Source organism: Blautia marasmi (genome assembly GCF_900258535.1).
Classification (GTDB): Bacteria; Bacillota; Clostridia; order Lachnospirales; family Lachnospiraceae; genus Blautia; species Blautia hominis.
The window spans coordinates 489,294-504,764 of record NZ_OIWX01000001.1 but is presented as its reverse complement, the minus strand read 5'-3'; the positions used below and the strand labels follow the sequence as shown (position 1 = coordinate 504,764).

Here is a 15,471-nt window from a genome sequence, read left to right as displayed (position 1 = left end):
ATTTTGTGTCTGCAATATTATACTAACATTAAAGAGAAAAAGTTATATTTTAAAATCTGGAAGCAAGTCCAAGTCCGGCAATCATCAGGGGGTAGCCTTTGTGCCGGTACGATCCATTCAGGATATGGGGAACATCATTATGGATGACAAGGATGCAAAAGGTGAAATCAGGACCGATGAAACCACTAAGATGGAACATCAAATAACAACATGTGCATAAAAGCAAATACAGAAGGAAGCAGTGAAGTAAATGATAAATTTAGAAAAAAGAGAGGCCGTTGTCCAGAATCTGAAGGATGCAGGGTGCACCTGGGAATTTATTGAAGATTTTCTATTATGTTTTGACAAAGAACAGAAAGAAAAGCAGCTTGCATTGTTGGAAGCACACAGAAAACAACTTTTAAACACCGTGCACAAGGAAGAAAAAAAGATATACTGTCTGGATTACCTGGTGTACCGGATTAACAAGGAACATATCCTGTAACAGGCTGCAGGATATGTTACTCTCGCGGCAGCTGCCAAGGTCAAATGAGCTTGACTTTGTCTTGCTGTCCGCAGAAATAAAGAAAGAGAGAGGCAGATATGGGAAAAAATATTTTGGTTATTTCGTTTAGTCTTCGTAAGAGGAGTAATTCAGAGCTTTTAGCAGACTCATTTATGGGTGGGGCAAAGGCGGCAGGACATCATGTAGAGAAAATAAGTATACGGGATAAGAGGATTGACTTTTGTCGGGGCTGCCTTGCCTGTCAGCATACAGGGAGGTGTGTCATTGGGGATGACGGGAATGACATCGCCGGCAAAATGCTTGCTGCAGATGTGCTTGTATTTGCCACCCCAATCTATTATTACGAGATGAGCGGACAGATGAAGACCATGCTTGACCGCGCGAATCCATTATACTTTGCGGATTACCGGTTCCGGGATATTTATCTGCTTGCCACAGCGGCAGACGAGGGTGGGAATGCGATAGAGGGAGCGCTTACCGGAGTGAAAGGATGGATCTCCTGCTTTGAAAAGGCACGTCTTGCCGGCACTGTGTACGCAGGCGGAGTCGATCAAGCGGGAGAGATTGAAAAGCATCCGGCATTGGAAAAGGCCTACCAGACCGGAAAAGAAGTATAAGGGAGGCGTGAGAGCATATGAAAATCTTAGTATTCAATGGAAGTCCCCGCCCCAATGGGAATACAGCTGCCATGGTGAATGCTTTTGTGGAAGGGGCAGAGAAAAACGGGCATGACATTACCGTTGTGGCTGTATGCAGCAAAAATATAGCAGGATGCCTTGCCTGTGAATACTGCCATACAAAAGGAAACGGAAGATGCATCCGGCAGGATGATATGCAGGAGATCTATCCGGTTCTGGAGGAGGCAGAGATGATCGTGCTGGCATCCCCGGTCTATTATCATAGTTTCACAGGACAGCTTCAATGCGCCATCAATCGCATTTATGCGTTAGATAAACCAAAACATCTGAAGAAAGCCGCTTTGATTTTAAGTTCCGGAAGTGACGGTGTATTTGGCGGTGCCATCTATGAGTATCAGAACTCATTTCTGGATTATTTAAAGCTGGAGGATATGGGAATCTACACGGCTTATGGTAAGCAGAACAAATCAGAAGAAAAGTTAAATGAACTAAGAAAATTTGGTGAGAGACTGTAGAAAAGGAGATAGGAACTATGGATGCAAAGTTGTTAGAAGGAAAAGTTGCAATCATTACAGGAGCAAGTTATGGAATGGGTCGGACAATGGCGGAGCTCTTCGCAGAGGAAGGGGCCAGTGTTGTGCTTACTGCCAGAGGAAAAGAAAAACTGGATCAGGTTGTGGAGGGAATCTGTAAGAAGGGTCAAAAGGCCATTGGTATTGTTGCGGATACCTGTTCAACGGAAGATACCGGGAGGGTGATGAAGGAGACAGTGGAAACATTTGGCGACCTGGATATCTTAATTAATAATGCGGGCATTGGTGAGCAGAAGATGATTGACGAGACCGATGACGAATGGATGCGATATGTGATGGATACAAATTTAGGAGGTCCCATGCGTTACATTCGGGAGGCATTGAAGATATTCATGCCGAAGAACGAAGGCGTAATCATCAATATTTCATCTGTAAATGGAGAAAGACCTTTCTGCGGGGCAACCTATACCTCCACAAAAGGCGCGCTGAATACACTGACCAAGAACGTGGCAATGCGGCTTGTCGATACCAATATCCGATGTAATGCCGTTGCACCGGGAGCAACCATCACACCGGCCCATCTTGCCAATAAGGCGGGTGAACAGCCAGGAGGAAATGAGATGCTGAAATACAGCGGTCATTATGTCTATTTTCCGGGACCGGAGTGTGATGCCATGGATCAGGCATATGCCTGCCTGTACCTGGCCAGCAAGATGGGGAAAGCCGTACGGGGGCAGGTGCTCCAGGTCTGCAACGGTGCATTTCTTTAAGGATATGGATTTCATATAGAGAGGAACATAAAAAATGCAATATAAAGAATATAAAGGTATCCGGCTTTCCAGACTGGGTATGGGCGTTATGAGGCTCCCGGTAGAGGATCAGGATGATTCCAGGACTTGTATTGGGTGCGGCTCCTGCAGCCGGCATTGCCCCAGGGCTTCGACATTCCAAAATATATGGAAGAAATGAAAACCATGATGGAAAACGATTAGTTTATAAATAGTTTATTTTTTTGTGAGAAATCCTTTATACGCATATGATAGCCTGTATTTCTGATGAAGCCGTAAGATCCACACACTTCTTGAGACAGGATACCGGGTTCAGTAAAGATACAGGGATAAAGGAGAGCGAGCAAATGACGATTAAGAAAAAGATCAGGCTGTCCAATATTATGATGGTCCTGATACCAATCTTATTTACGGCAATCGTGATCAATGTCTGCCTGCACACATCGCTTGGCAGCTTCTGGTATACACTGGAAGCTATGTACAGTGATGAAAACAGTAACCAGTTTGCCCAGAGCATGATCTATACCTATCAGCAGGAACTTTGGGAGAATAACTGGGGGCAGGGAGTGCATACGGATGTCTCAGGGGAAATTACGAGGACGGACGAAATGCACCATCTGGAAAATAAGCTGTCGGGGATGGGATATCAGTTTATGATCACAAAAAATGAAAAGCTGATCTATACCAACCTTACAGAGGAGGATATGCAGGCAGCCCGGTCAGTGGCCGGGGATGCGATTGATACGGCAAAGACACTTACGGCCAGCAGGCACGAGGTGTCTGTCATTAAAAATACATTTTATCATGGGGAGAAGACTTTCTGCATTACAGCCGTACATCGACAGCAGACGGATCAGGGCGTAGTCAATTACCTGAAGAATTACATTCTGAAATACCTGTATGGCATTATTCTTTTCTTCGTCCTTTTGACGCTGTTTGTGAATGGAATCTCATCCTGGTGGATCTCGAGGAGCATCTTAAAGCCCCTGCGTCAGCTCAGTATGGGAACCAAAGAGATCCGGGAAGGCAATCTGGATACGGTAATGGGGTATCAGAAAAAAGATGAGTTTGGGGAAGTATGCAGGGATTTTGACGAGATGCGTGCCTACTTAAAAGAGTCTGTGGACCAGCGTCTGCGGGATGAAAAGCGGAGAAAAGATCTCATCAGAGGTATTTCCCATGATCTGAGGACGCCGCTTACCTCCATCATTGGATATCTGGATGGGTTAATGGAAGGCATTGCAGATACTCCGGAAAAGAGAACACGTTATCTGAGTGCGATCAAGACCAGGACCGGTAATCTTGTGAGTCTTGTAGACAGTCTTTCTGAGTACACCCGGCTGGACAGCGGTTTTTGTTACCACATGGAGGAAGCGGATCTCAAAGAATTCGTGGAACAATATCTGGAAACCTGCAGGCATGACGCAGAGCAGAATAAGGTAGAAATGAAATTTGTGTATGGAAAAGAGGCATTTCCGGTGCAGATTGACAGGGAGGAATTTAAGAGGGTATTTGACAATCTGTTTACGAACACGGTCAAATACCGTAATTCAGAAAAATCACACATTCTGATCACCCTGAAACGCACTTTAGAGGGTGCGGATATCGAATTGGTATTTCAAGATGATGGACCGGGAGTACCGGGAGAGAGTTTGGAGCAGTTATTTGACAGTTTTTACAGGGTGGATGACGCAAGAAGCCAGTTGGAAAAAGGCAGCGGCATAGGATTGGCGGTGGTGAAAGAGATCATCCTCGGACATGGAGGGAAGGTGAAAGCAGAGAACAGAGATGGTCTGGCAATCGTTATCCATCTGCCGGCTGACCGGGAGGATATAGATGGAAAAAATATTGATCGTGGAAGATGATGAATTGATCGCAGAGCTGGAGCGGGACTATCTGGAGGCGAATGGATTTGAGACAGAAATCGCTTTTGACGGACCCAGCGGTGAAAAGAAGGCAAAGACAGAACGCTATGATGCTATTTTGCTGGATGTGATGCTTCCGGGGAAAACAGGCTTTGAGGTCTGCCGGGGACTGAGACGCACTTTGCGGCTGCCTATCATTATGGTGACAGCTAAAAAAGAAGATATTGACAAAATCAGGGGTCTTGGGCTGGGTGCGGATGATTATCTGGTAAAACCATTCAGTCCTGCGGAATTAGTGGCCCGGGTAAAATCCCATATCCATATCCACAACCTGCTTTTGGAAAACCAGGAAGAAAAAGAGGAGACGGAGATCACTTATCAGAACCTAAGCATACTTCCGAGATCCAGGATGGTATATCTGGATCAAAAAGAGGTGTTCCTTGTGAATAAGGAATTTGAACTTCTGCTTTTTATGGCGGAAAATCCCAATATCGTCTTTTCTAAAGATACGCTTTTTGACCGGATATGGGGCATGGATTCCATGGGGGACGCCGCAACCGTGACTGTGCACATTAACCGTCTGCGGGAAAAACTGGGTAAAAATGTTTCAAAAACGCAATTTATTGAGACTGTCTGGGGGGCGGGATACCGCTTTCGGATCAATTGATAATAGAAGATAACGGAGTGCAGAGATGATAGGAGTAAGAGAGTTTATAGAATATATGGACAGTGGGAAAAAAGTGATCGGCGGCACCAAGATACATGAGTGTATGGACAGACTGTCACAGGAAGCTTTGCAGCTGACAGCAGAATTAAACGGTTGCTATCATACCCCGGAAGAAATCCGGGTTTTGATGGAACGGCTGACCAAAAAGCCGGTGGATGAAAGTTTCAGGCTCTTCCCGCCCTTTTATACAGACTGCGGGAAAAACCTTACTATTGGAAAACATGTGTTTTTTAATTCCGGATGTAAGTTTCAGGATCAGGGAGGGATCACTATCGGTGATGGTTCACTGATCGGTCACAATGTAGTCCTTGCAACCCTGAACCACAATCTGGATCCCGAGCATAGGGGGGATATCATCCCTTCGCCGATCCATATTGGCAGGAATGTCTGGATCGGTTCAGGAGCCACTGTCCTTCCGGGGGTTACGATTGGTAACGGGGCAGTAATCGCAGCAGGGGCGGTGGTCACGAAAGATGTCCCTGATAATACCATTGTGGGCGGTGTGCCGGCTAAAGTGATGAAAACAATTACGGCGGGATCAGACTTTGACCACGTGTATACGGAAGAACCGACGATATCAATGAGTGATGTATGAAAAGAACCTGGCGTGAAGGAAGATATGCTGGACGACCTTGTGAAGAGCACTCTCATGATGGAAGGCGGTTATAAAGTGCTGACACAGGAAGAGATTAAGAGCGTATTCAAAGAAGGATATTCCAAAGGTAGTATAAACTCCGGGATATCCTTTTTTAATGCTTTAAAATAGGTTTTACATTTTAGGAAAAACAACATCATAACCATTATAAAAAACTATGGAGTGGTATTGAACATAAGCATTTGTTATCAAAATCCGGGACTGTTATAATAAAAACAGATAAAGGTCATTCTGGCAAAAGAAGTGAAGGGGGAAAAAGACAAATGAAAATAGCAGTTGTAGATGATTCAAAAGAGGATGCACAGCGTATTGTTGCCTATCTGGAGCAATTTCAGCAGGAGCATGGTCTGACCCTTGATATAAAAACATTCTACGCAAGTTTTGATTTTCTGGAAGAATATCAGGGAGATTACGATGTTATTTTTCTGGATATCGAGATGCCGGGCAGCAGCGGGCTTGAGGTGGCGCATGAAATACGCAGCAGGGATCAAGCGGTTGGGATTATTTTTATCACCAGCCTGGCACAGTACGCCATAGATGGATACGAGGTGCAGGCCATTGATTTTATGGTGAAACCGGTAGGATACTACAATTTTTCCATGAAGCTGGAGAAAGCATTTCGGTTCATAGAAAGCCACAGGGAGCAGGATATTCTGGTCAGCAATAAAGAAGGGATCTTTCGGATCACGGTATCGGATATCCTATACATAGAGAAAGACCGGGATTACCTTCTGTTCCATACAAAACAGGGATGCTCCCAGATGAGAGGGAGTCTGAAGGAGATAAAGGGAAAGCTTAATTCCCTGCCTTTTTCAGAGTGTAATTCCGGCTGTTTGATCCATTTGAATTGTATAAAGCGGATCGGGAAGGACAGTGTGGTACTTACATCCGGACAGGAACTGCCGCTTTCCAGACGGTTAAAAAAGCAGTTTGCACAAGATTATATCAACTTCATGGGAGGTCTATGATATGTTATATGATATTTTTGAAGCTATTTTTATTCAGTTTCCATTTCAATTGCTGGTATCAGAAGCGATATTTTTGACGGACAGCCCAAAGAGAGCACATTTCCTGCCAAGGTTGTTGACCGGTTTTGCAATTCAGATTTGTTTGAGTGCGCTGTGGAATGCGGTACTTACGCCCTACGTTTCAACTTCCTTGATCTTCTATACTCTGTTGTATCTGGGTTTTGCGTTTTTTACAGCTATCCCTGTCTGGGGCAGCTTTGATTTAGAACTTCGTGAGCTTATCTTTATCCTGGCAGGCGGATATGCCACGGAACATATGACTTTTGCACTTTCCCGGATTATATTGCAGCAGCTTCAAAATGGTTATCCGCTGTATGGAAGTCTGTCTCATCTGCTCGTCACCAGGTATGTCATTTATATAGTCGGGGCGGCGGCCGTATATTTTTTGATCATCCGGACAAATAAGAAAGCTAATCAACTGAGAGACAGTGATTTCCGCATTGTAGTACTTGCGTTTATCGTTATGGTCTTTGCCATTGGCTTCAGTGTTTACTGGTCTTATCCGGGAGAGTATATGGGCACTCCTATGGGAGATGTGATCTGTCCGGCATACAGTTTTTTATGCTGTGTCCTTGTCTTACTGATGGAATATTATGTACTCCGTGAAAACAGTATGAAGCGGGAACAGGAGACGATAGAACAGCTTCTCCAGATCGCTACCGCACAGCAGAAAAGTTCAAAGGAGGCCATTGATATCATCAACATGAAATGCCATGATCTGAAACACCAGATGAAGGCGTTGGCAAAGATGGAAGATGACCGGTCAAGGTCAGAGTATATACAGGAGATCCAGGATGCAGTATCCATATACGATGCCGCCTATCATACCGGATGCAGTGCCCTGGATTATGTGTTGCGGGAGAAGACACTGATTTTTAATGAACGCAGAATTGAGTTTGGCTGCATGGTGGAAGGCAGGATGATCTCCTACATGGCACCCGCCGATGTATATGCCCTGATGGGGAATGCATTGGATAATGCACTGGAAAGGGTGCTGAAGGAAAAAGAGGGAGAACAGATCATCAGCTTCCAGATCAGACACCACAATGACATGGTGCTGATCCATCTGGAAAACAGATGCAGCCGTATGCTCCGGTTTGAAAATGGGATTCCGGTCACAGATAAAAAAGATAAAACGCAGCATGGGTTTGGTGTGAAGAGCATGCGCTATATCGTAGAGAAATATCAAGGTGAACTCTTGATGTCAGTGAAAAACGGCAAGTTCAATCTGGATATTTTATTACCTTCACAGGCAGAAATATAGCAGACTCTTACCGATTATCGCAAAAAAACGACCACTTTTCGCAAAACCCCGTTTTTCCCGTCCGCTTGATTATAATGAGGATAACGTAATGAAGAAATCATTTTATTCAAGGAAAGGGAGGAAGAAAAATGCTACAATTTTTAATTGACTGGCTCACACCGATTTTTGAAAACATGGGTGTCAGTCCAACAGATGTCCAGCAATATGTGAATTCATTGGGAGGCTACATATACGCCATTCTGGGTGCGCTGGCTGCCGCGGTTATTATCATGATCGCGGATCACTGGCTGGTAAAAAAAGGAACCCGGCATGTGGTGCGGTGGGGGGCAGGCGTTGCCTGGGTGCTGATCGTCACTGTTTTGGTCAACATCATCTGCTTTGGTCCCATGTACAACAATCTGGCACCTATCCTGAATGGACGGGGTTCCGTATCAGAAGAATCCATCAAAGCTTCTGAAGCGATCATCAAAGAAACCGGGGAAGAGGGCATGACGCTGGTGAAAAATGACGGAATGCTGCCCCTTGATAAGGATTCCAATCTGAACGTGTTTGGCTGGGCATCCACTAACCCGATCTACGGCGGAACAGGTTCCGGGTCCGCAGACAACTCAGGAAATGTGGATATTATCGCATCCCTTTCAAATGCCGGCTTCCATGTGAATCAAAGTCTTGTTGATATGTATCAGGAGTACAGCCCAACCAGAAATCTTGGAGGGAACGTGGTCAGCGTGACATTTACAGACTGGTCCCTGCCGGAGCCAACGGTGGATCATTACACCGATGAACTGATGGAGGAAGCAAAGGATTTTTCTGATGTTGCTATGATTGTCATTTCCAGGTCCGGAGGAGAAGGGCAGGATGTTCCCCTTGATATGAAGGCCGTGATTGACGGTACCTATGATCCAAGGGATGAAGTGGCTAACGGGAATGAACAGTATAATTATTTTGCCTGCAATTATACCAATAACGGTGACTATGACGACTTCGACGAAGGGGAGAGCTATCTGGAGCTTTCCAATACGGAAGAAGCCATGATTGAGAAAGTGACCTCTGCGTTTGAGCATGTTGCGGTTGTCATTAATGCGAACAACCCCATGGAGCTTGGCTGGGTAGATGAGTATGAGAATATCGGTTCAGTGATCCTGGCGCCGGGCACCGGAAAAACAGGAATGGCAGCACTGGGGGAAATCCTGAATGGAACGGTGAATCCATCGGGAAGAACAGCAGATACCTATGTATATGATTTGACAAGCACTCCGACTTATAACAATTACGGGAGTTTTCTCTATAACAATGTGGAGGACCTGCAGGCAGAGCTTACGGAGGCGGATGAGGCGTATCAGGGTGTCCTGCCCTTTGTGAACTATGTGGAGAATATTTATGTGGGGTACAAATTCTATGAGACAGCGGCAGAAGAAGGGCTGATCCCATATGAAGACCATGTGCAGTATCCTTTTGGGTATGGACTTAGCTATACGACTTTTACACAGGAACTGCAAAATTTTACAGATAATGGAGATACCGTCTCCATGGATGTGAAGGTCACCAACACAGGAGAGACTGCAGGCAAGGAAGTGGTTGAGCTTTATTTCACGCCGCCTTACAACAATGGAGGAATAGAAAAGGCTTCTGTCAATCTTATTGCGTTTGGAAAGACAGAAATCTTGGAACCGGGGGCAGCACAGACGCTTTCTTTTGAAATTCCAAAGGAAGATATGGCGGCTTATGATTCCAAAGGCATCAAAACGGAAAATGGCGGTTATGTGCTGGAAGCAGGGGAGTATAGCCTTTCTATCCGCTCGGATGCCCATACGGTTTTGGCTGAAGAAACCTTTACAGTAGATTCAGATATCAACTATGAAACAGAAGGACGTGCCTCGGATGATACTGCAGCGGTCAACCAGTTTCAGGATTATTCTGCCGGAAAGGTAACCTATTTGTCCCGGACAGACGGTTTTGCCAACTACAGTACAGCAACAGCTGCGCCCTCAGAAGATATGTATGTTATGGACGATGAGACGAAAGCAGCGGTTGCAGAAAAGACCGTGGCCCATTATGATTCCACAAAATATGATGACGAAGAGGATTTAATGCCCGTCACAGAGGCAGACAACGGGGTGACCGCAGCAGATTTGATGGGGAAAGAGTATGATGACCCCTTATGGGAAGACCTGCTGGACCAGTTATCTGTGGAGGATATGATCAATATGGTCAACCTGGGCGGATTTCAGACGGCTGCAGTGGATTCCATCGGAAAGGTCGGAACCCTGGATTCCGACGGTACCTCCGGTTTAAATGACTGGTATATTCAAGTATATGGAACTGCTTATCCTACAGAATTGCTGATCGCACAGACCTGGAATCAAGATCTCGCCTACCGGATCGGGGAAGCAGAAGGCCAGGAATATGCAGACTGCCGAATCTTTGGGGCATATGCGCCGGCCATGAACATCCACCGCAGCGCTTTTACAGGACGTAACTTTGAGTATTATTCAGAAGATGGTGTGCTCTCAGGATATATCGCATCCAATACGGTGAATGGTATGACAGCAAAAGGCGTCTATCCATATATCAAACATTTTGTGCTCAATGACCAGGAAACCAACCGTTGTTCTCTGCTTTTGACCTATTCCGATGAGCAGGTCATCCGGGAGACCTATTTAAAGCCTTTTGAAATCTGTGTAAAGAATTATGACGGAAAGTCCCTGGCGGTGATGTCCTCTTTTAACTTTATCGGACCCCGATCTACGGGAGCAAATCCGAATCTGCTAAACAATGTCCTCCGTGACGAATGGGGATTCAGGGGAATGGTATTATCCGACTGGAATGGCTCCTATGGTTATCAGAATACCGATGATTTTGTGCGCAACGGGAATGATGCGATGTTAGGTTTCGGAACGCAGAAGTCCAATGAGATCACAAACACTTCCGCAACCATGGTGCTGGCCATGCGAAAGGCTGCTAAAAATATTCTTTATACAACGATCAACAGCGGAAATTATACCATTCCTGATCCGAATGCAGGAAAGATGCCGTTAATGACAAAACTGTTCATCGGTATTGACGCCGCGGCAGCAGTGGTATCACTTGGGACCATGGCACTTGTGCTGGTGCGCTATTTCAAAAAGAGAAAAAAAGTTACGATTGAAGTAGTTACGAAGACAGAAGAGTAACAGACAGATAGTGGGGGCTTCTCAGCATATTGAGAAGCCCTTTCATAAAAAAGGAGAGGGAAATGAAACATCAAGATATCATTGATAAAATGACGGTAGAAGAAAAAGCTGCGTTTTTAAGCGGAAAAGGGGAGTGGGATACCCGTGACATCCCCCGCCTTGGAATCCCATCCATCTTCTGCTCTGACGGACCTCACGGAATCCGCAAGCAGGCGGGAGCAGGAGATCATCTGGGGTTAAATGAGTCACTTCCCGCTACCTGCTTTCCCACGGCAGCGGCCATTGCGAACAGTTGGGATGTGGACCTGGGAAGGGAGATTGGCGAAGCACTGGGGGAGGAAGCATCGGCGCTTAATGTACAGGTGTTGTTGGGACCGGGCTTAAATATCAAACGAAGTCCTCTTTGCGGCAGGAATTTTGAATATTTTTCTGAAGACCCCTACCTGTCTGGGAAGATGGCAGCGTCTTACATTCAGGGAATACAGAATCAGGGTGTCTGCGCCTGCCCCAAGCATTTTGCGGTAAACAGCCAGGAGCTTCGCAGAATGGCAATGAATGCGGTTCTGGATGAGCGGACTCTCAGGGAAATCTATCTGACCGGTTTTGAGATCGCCGTAAAAGAAGGCGGGGCGAAAGCAATGATGTCCGGCTATAACCAGGTGAACGGCATTTATGCCAATGAAAATCAACATCTGCTCCGGGATATCCTCAGAAAAGAATGGGGGTTTGACGGCATAGTTATCACAGATTGGGGTGGTTCCAATGACCATGTGGACGGTGTGAAAGCAGGCTCCAATCTGGAAATGCCTGCACCGGGGCTGGACTCTGCAAGACAGATCACAGCAGCGGTCCGGGATGGAAGCCTTGCCATGGAGGAACTGGATACAGTGGTGGATGATCTGCTGGATGCGGTACTCACTGTATCTGATGAGCAAAAGGGGAAAAGTGGAAGTTTTGATAAAGAAAAACACCATATGCTAGCAAGAAAAGCCGCTGCAGCCAGTGCGGTCCTGCTTAAAAATACAGACCATATCCTGCCGCTAAAATCCGGATGCAGGGTTGCAGTCATCGGGGATTTTGCGGTGGAACCCAGATATCAGGGGGCGGGCTCCTCTGTGGTAAAGCCTACAAGGATAGAAACCATAGCAGCATCCATTGCAGAGTATGATCTGCAGGTGATCGGTATATCCAGAGGATACAAGCGGACAGGAGAGGCAGACGAAGTCCTGAAAAAAGAAGCATTAAATGTGATAGAAGGTGCGGAGGCTGTACTGTATTTCTTTGGCCTGGATGAGCTCAGTGAATCAGAAGGACTGGACCGCTCCCATATGCGGATTCCCCAGAACCAGATAGATCTTTTGCAGTCTATGCTGCAGGTAAATGAAAACATTATAGGCATTCTGAGCGCGGGAGCGTCTGTGGAGATGCCGTGGCAGACCAACTGCAAAGCTATTCTGCATGGATATCTTTCCGGGCAGGCAGGAGCCGGTGCCATGTTGGATATCCTGACCGGAAAAGTCAACCCCTCCGGAAGGCTTGCGGAAAGTTATCCCCTCCGGTATGAAGATACACCGGCACTTCGGCATTTTCCGAGTACAGAGCGAAATGCCGAGTACCGGGAAAGTATCTATGTCGGTTACCGCTACTATGATACCAGCAAAGTCCGGGTGCAGTTTCCCTTTGGGTTTGGTCTGTCTTACACGGAATTTATCTATTCAGACATAAAGGCCGACAGGCAGGGGGTTACGCTTACTGTTACCAACAGTGGAACTATGGATGGTGCGGAAGTGGTCCAGATGTATGTAGGGCTTCCAAATGCGATTGTGTTCCGACCGGAAAAAGAACTGAAAGGATTTGCCAAGGTTTTTCTTATGGCAGGGGAAAGTAGGAAGGTACATATTCCATTTGATGACAAGACTTTTCGATACTGGAATATAAAAACGAACCGCTGGGAAGTGGAGATGGGAACCTACCGTATCATGGCCGGTGCCAGCGTCACCGATATCCGTCTGGAGACGGAACTGGAAGTGGAGGGCACAACATCTGTATACCCCTATCATCCGGCTATGCTCCCCTATTATTATACGGGAATCGTACAGCAGATCTCTGACCGGGAGTTTGAAACACTTCTGGGATATCCTATACCGGATGGGAGATGGTCCGGAAAACTCACCTTAAATGACGCAATCTGCCAGATGTATCATGCGGATAGTTTTCTTGCAAGATTCATTTATCGCCGTCTCACAGCCATGAAGAAAAAGAGTGAAGAGAAAGGAAAACCGGATTTGAACATCCTCTTCATTTACAATATGCCTTTCCGAGCTCTGGCGAAAATGACAGCAGGGGCGGTGAGCATGGATATGGTGGAAGGTATCGTGGAAGTCGTCAACGGACAGTTTTTCGGGGGAATGAAAAAGGTGATCAAGGGGTTCTTTGCCAATTTAAAGGCAAACAGAGCATATGAAAAAAGGTTAGCCCGCGGGAAAGGGGAAGAAAGATGAATCAGTTAAAAGTAAGATGGATGAATGTATGGAACAACTTTGAAGAAAAGCATCCCAAGCTGTCAAAGTGGGTGTATCAGATCTTCTATTTTTTCGTGTTCAGCATGATGGTGACCGTATTCCAGTATCTGGTATTTACATTCATGCCAAGGATCCTAGGAATCGGTCTTGCCGGAACAGAATTTATGTGGCCACAGAAAGAACTTCATCTCTTCGGCGTTGACTTTACCTGGAGTCTGCTGGGATACAATGTACTCTATGATGCAGACGGCGCAGTATTGATCGGGGGCGGGCTTGGATATTTTATCAGCTATGAAGTGGGCTCTTTTCTCGCCCAGTGCATCAACTTTCCTCTGCAGAGAAACATTACATTTAAGAGCAAAGGGAATCCGTTGTATCAGGCAGTATGGTATTTGATCGCGTGGATGGTGATTTCCCTGATCTGCAATGGATTCAACAACTTATGGATGCCCATTGCATCCGCTTATGTTGCCCCGGCAGTCTATAACCTGTTAGTGACATTTATAACCGGTGGAGTCTCCATGATCATCTTCTTCTTTGTATTTAAGATCATCTTTCCGGAAGGTGAGGCCGGCAAAAAATAGAAAGGTGGAGTATGGAAAAATGAAGGTGTTATCTGTCACAGTGCCCTGTTATAATTCTGAGGCGTATATGGAGAATTGTATTCATTCTCTGTTGACGGGAGGAACAGAGGTGGAGATCATCCTTGTGAATGATGGCTCTGTTGACCGTACAGGGGAGATCGCTGAGAAATATGCCAAAGATTATCCGGATATGGTAAAAGTCATCCACCAGGAAAATGGCGGGCACGGAGAGGCTGTCAATACTGGTCTGCGCCATGCGTCCGGTCTGTTTTTCAAGGTGGTGGACAGTGATGACTGGGTGTCTATCTCAGCATTCAAAGAAATGATGAAAACACTGGCAGAACTTGCCGGTGAGCAGCAGCTGGTGGATATGGTGATCAGTAATTTCATTTATGAAAAAGAAGGGGTCAGACATAAAAAAGCCATGCGTTACCGAAGCGCATTTCCCCAGAATAAAGTATTTACATGGGATGACGTAAAATTTTTAAGAAAAGGGCAGTACATTCTGATGCATTCTGTTATCTATCGCACAAAACTGCTGAGAGAGTGCCATCTGCAGCTTCCGGACCATACCTTCTATGTGGACAATATCTTTGTCTATCATCCGCTGCCTTATGTAAAAACCATGTATTATCTGAATGTGGATTTTTACCGGTATTATATCGGCAGGGAAGACCAGTCAGTAAATGAGCAGGTGATGATCCGACGCATCGACCAGCAGCTAAAAGTGAATTATCACATGATCGATGATTATAATATTTCCAATTTCCAGGAAGTACCCCATATGAAGCTGCGGCATTATATGAGGAATTATCTGGAGATCATTATGGTGGTATCCTCCATTATGCTGATCCGTTCCGGGACAGCGGAAAATTTGCAGAAGAAATATGAGCTGTGGAATTACCTGAAAGAAAATGATAAGCAAACTTATTACTGGATGAAATGGAGCATTCTCGGGAGGAGTATGAACCTGCCGGGAAGAAGCGGCCGGAAGATTTCCGAAATGGCATATTTGCTGGCACAAAAATTTGTAGGGTTTAATTAGTGATCCAAAGAAAGGAAGATAGGAATGACAATCTTCAGCCTTGATCTGTCAAAAACACTGCAGTTGAAAATAACAGGTGCACAAGAAAAGGATGTACAGGAACTGAGGAAATATTGCTGTAAGGAAACGATGGGATGATAAAAG

Annotated in this window: 15 protein-coding genes; all 15 read left to right on the top strand. The window is 45.7% G+C overall.

What is annotated here, in order from left to right; translation table 11 throughout:
- The first annotated feature begins 250 nt into the window (after nt 1-250).
- Nucleotides 251-484 (top strand): hypothetical protein, encoded by a 234-nt coding sequence (locus C6P39_RS02145; RefSeq protein ID WP_104802633.1) that lies wholly within the window; start codon nt 251-253, stop codon nt 482-484.
- Between the two features lie 98 nt (nt 485-582).
- Nucleotides 583-1,122, top strand: coding sequence for a flavodoxin family protein (locus C6P39_RS02140; RefSeq protein ID WP_104802632.1), 540 nt, complete (start codon nt 583-585; stop codon nt 1,120-1,122).
- Nucleotides 1,123-1,139: 17 nt separating this feature from the next.
- Nucleotides 1,140-1,658, top strand: coding sequence for a flavodoxin family protein (locus C6P39_RS02135; protein WP_104802631.1), 519 nt, complete (start codon nt 1,140-1,142; stop codon nt 1,656-1,658).
- A gap of 17 nt (nt 1,659-1,675) precedes the next feature.
- Nucleotides 1,676-2,446, top strand: a complete 771-nt coding sequence (locus C6P39_RS02130) for an SDR family NAD(P)-dependent oxidoreductase (protein ID WP_104802630.1) — start codon at nt 1,676-1,678, stop codon at nt 2,444-2,446.
- Nucleotides 2,447-2,480: 34 nt separating this feature from the next.
- Nucleotides 2,481-2,645: a 4Fe-4S binding protein gene (locus tag C6P39_RS28660; RefSeq protein ID WP_158661433.1), complete on the top strand. Its 165-nt coding sequence runs from the start codon at nt 2,481-2,483 to the stop codon at nt 2,643-2,645.
- A 166-nt stretch (nt 2,646-2,811) separates the two neighbouring features.
- Nucleotides 2,812-4,329, top strand: coding sequence for a sensor histidine kinase (locus C6P39_RS02125; protein ID WP_104802629.1), 1,518 nt, complete (start codon nt 2,812-2,814; stop codon nt 4,327-4,329).
- Complete coding sequence (locus C6P39_RS02120; protein WP_104802628.1) at nt 4,301-4,996, top strand: response regulator transcription factor; 696 nt, start codon at nt 4,301-4,303, stop codon at nt 4,994-4,996. The genes C6P39_RS02125 and C6P39_RS02120 overlap by 29 nt, the downstream gene beginning before the upstream one ends.
- A gap of 28 nt (nt 4,997-5,024) precedes the next feature.
- Entirely contained in the window at nt 5,025-5,651 is a 627-nt protein-coding gene (locus tag C6P39_RS02115; RefSeq protein ID WP_207657159.1) for a DapH/DapD/GlmU-related protein, read from the top strand.
- Nucleotides 5,652-5,663: 12 nt separating this feature from the next.
- On the top strand, nt 5,664-5,822 hold the full coding sequence (locus C6P39_RS27350) for a hypothetical protein (protein WP_158661432.1): 159 nt from the start codon (nt 5,664-5,666) through the stop codon (nt 5,820-5,822).
- A gap of 152 nt (nt 5,823-5,974) precedes the next feature.
- A complete protein-coding gene (locus tag C6P39_RS02110; RefSeq protein WP_104802626.1) occupies nt 5,975-6,679 on the top strand; it encodes a LytR/AlgR family response regulator transcription factor in 705 nt (234 codons plus the stop codon).
- Nucleotide 6,680: 1 nt separating this feature from the next.
- Entirely contained in the window at nt 6,681-8,003 is a 1,323-nt protein-coding gene (locus C6P39_RS02105) for an ATP-binding protein (protein ID WP_104802625.1), read from the top strand.
- Between the two features lie 128 nt (nt 8,004-8,131).
- Nucleotides 8,132-11,176: a glycoside hydrolase family 3 N-terminal domain-containing protein gene (locus C6P39_RS02100; RefSeq protein ID WP_104802624.1), complete on the top strand. Its 3,045-nt coding sequence runs from the start codon at nt 8,132-8,134 to the stop codon at nt 11,174-11,176.
- A 62-nt stretch (nt 11,177-11,238) separates the two neighbouring features.
- The gene (locus C6P39_RS02095) at nt 11,239-13,677 is read left to right on the top strand and encodes a glycoside hydrolase family 3 C-terminal domain-containing protein (RefSeq protein ID WP_104802623.1); all 2,439 of its coding nucleotides are present in this window, start codon (nt 11,239-11,241) and stop codon (nt 13,675-13,677) included.
- Entirely contained in the window at nt 13,674-14,282 is a 609-nt protein-coding gene (locus C6P39_RS02090) for a hypothetical protein (RefSeq protein ID WP_104802622.1), read from the top strand. The genes C6P39_RS02095 and C6P39_RS02090 overlap by 4 nt, the downstream gene beginning before the upstream one ends.
- A 19-nt stretch (nt 14,283-14,301) precedes the next feature.
- Nucleotides 14,302-15,327, top strand: a complete 1,026-nt coding sequence (locus C6P39_RS02085) for a glycosyltransferase family 2 protein (RefSeq protein WP_104802621.1) — start codon at nt 14,302-14,304, stop codon at nt 15,325-15,327.
- Nucleotides 15,328-15,471: the final 144 nt, after the last annotated feature.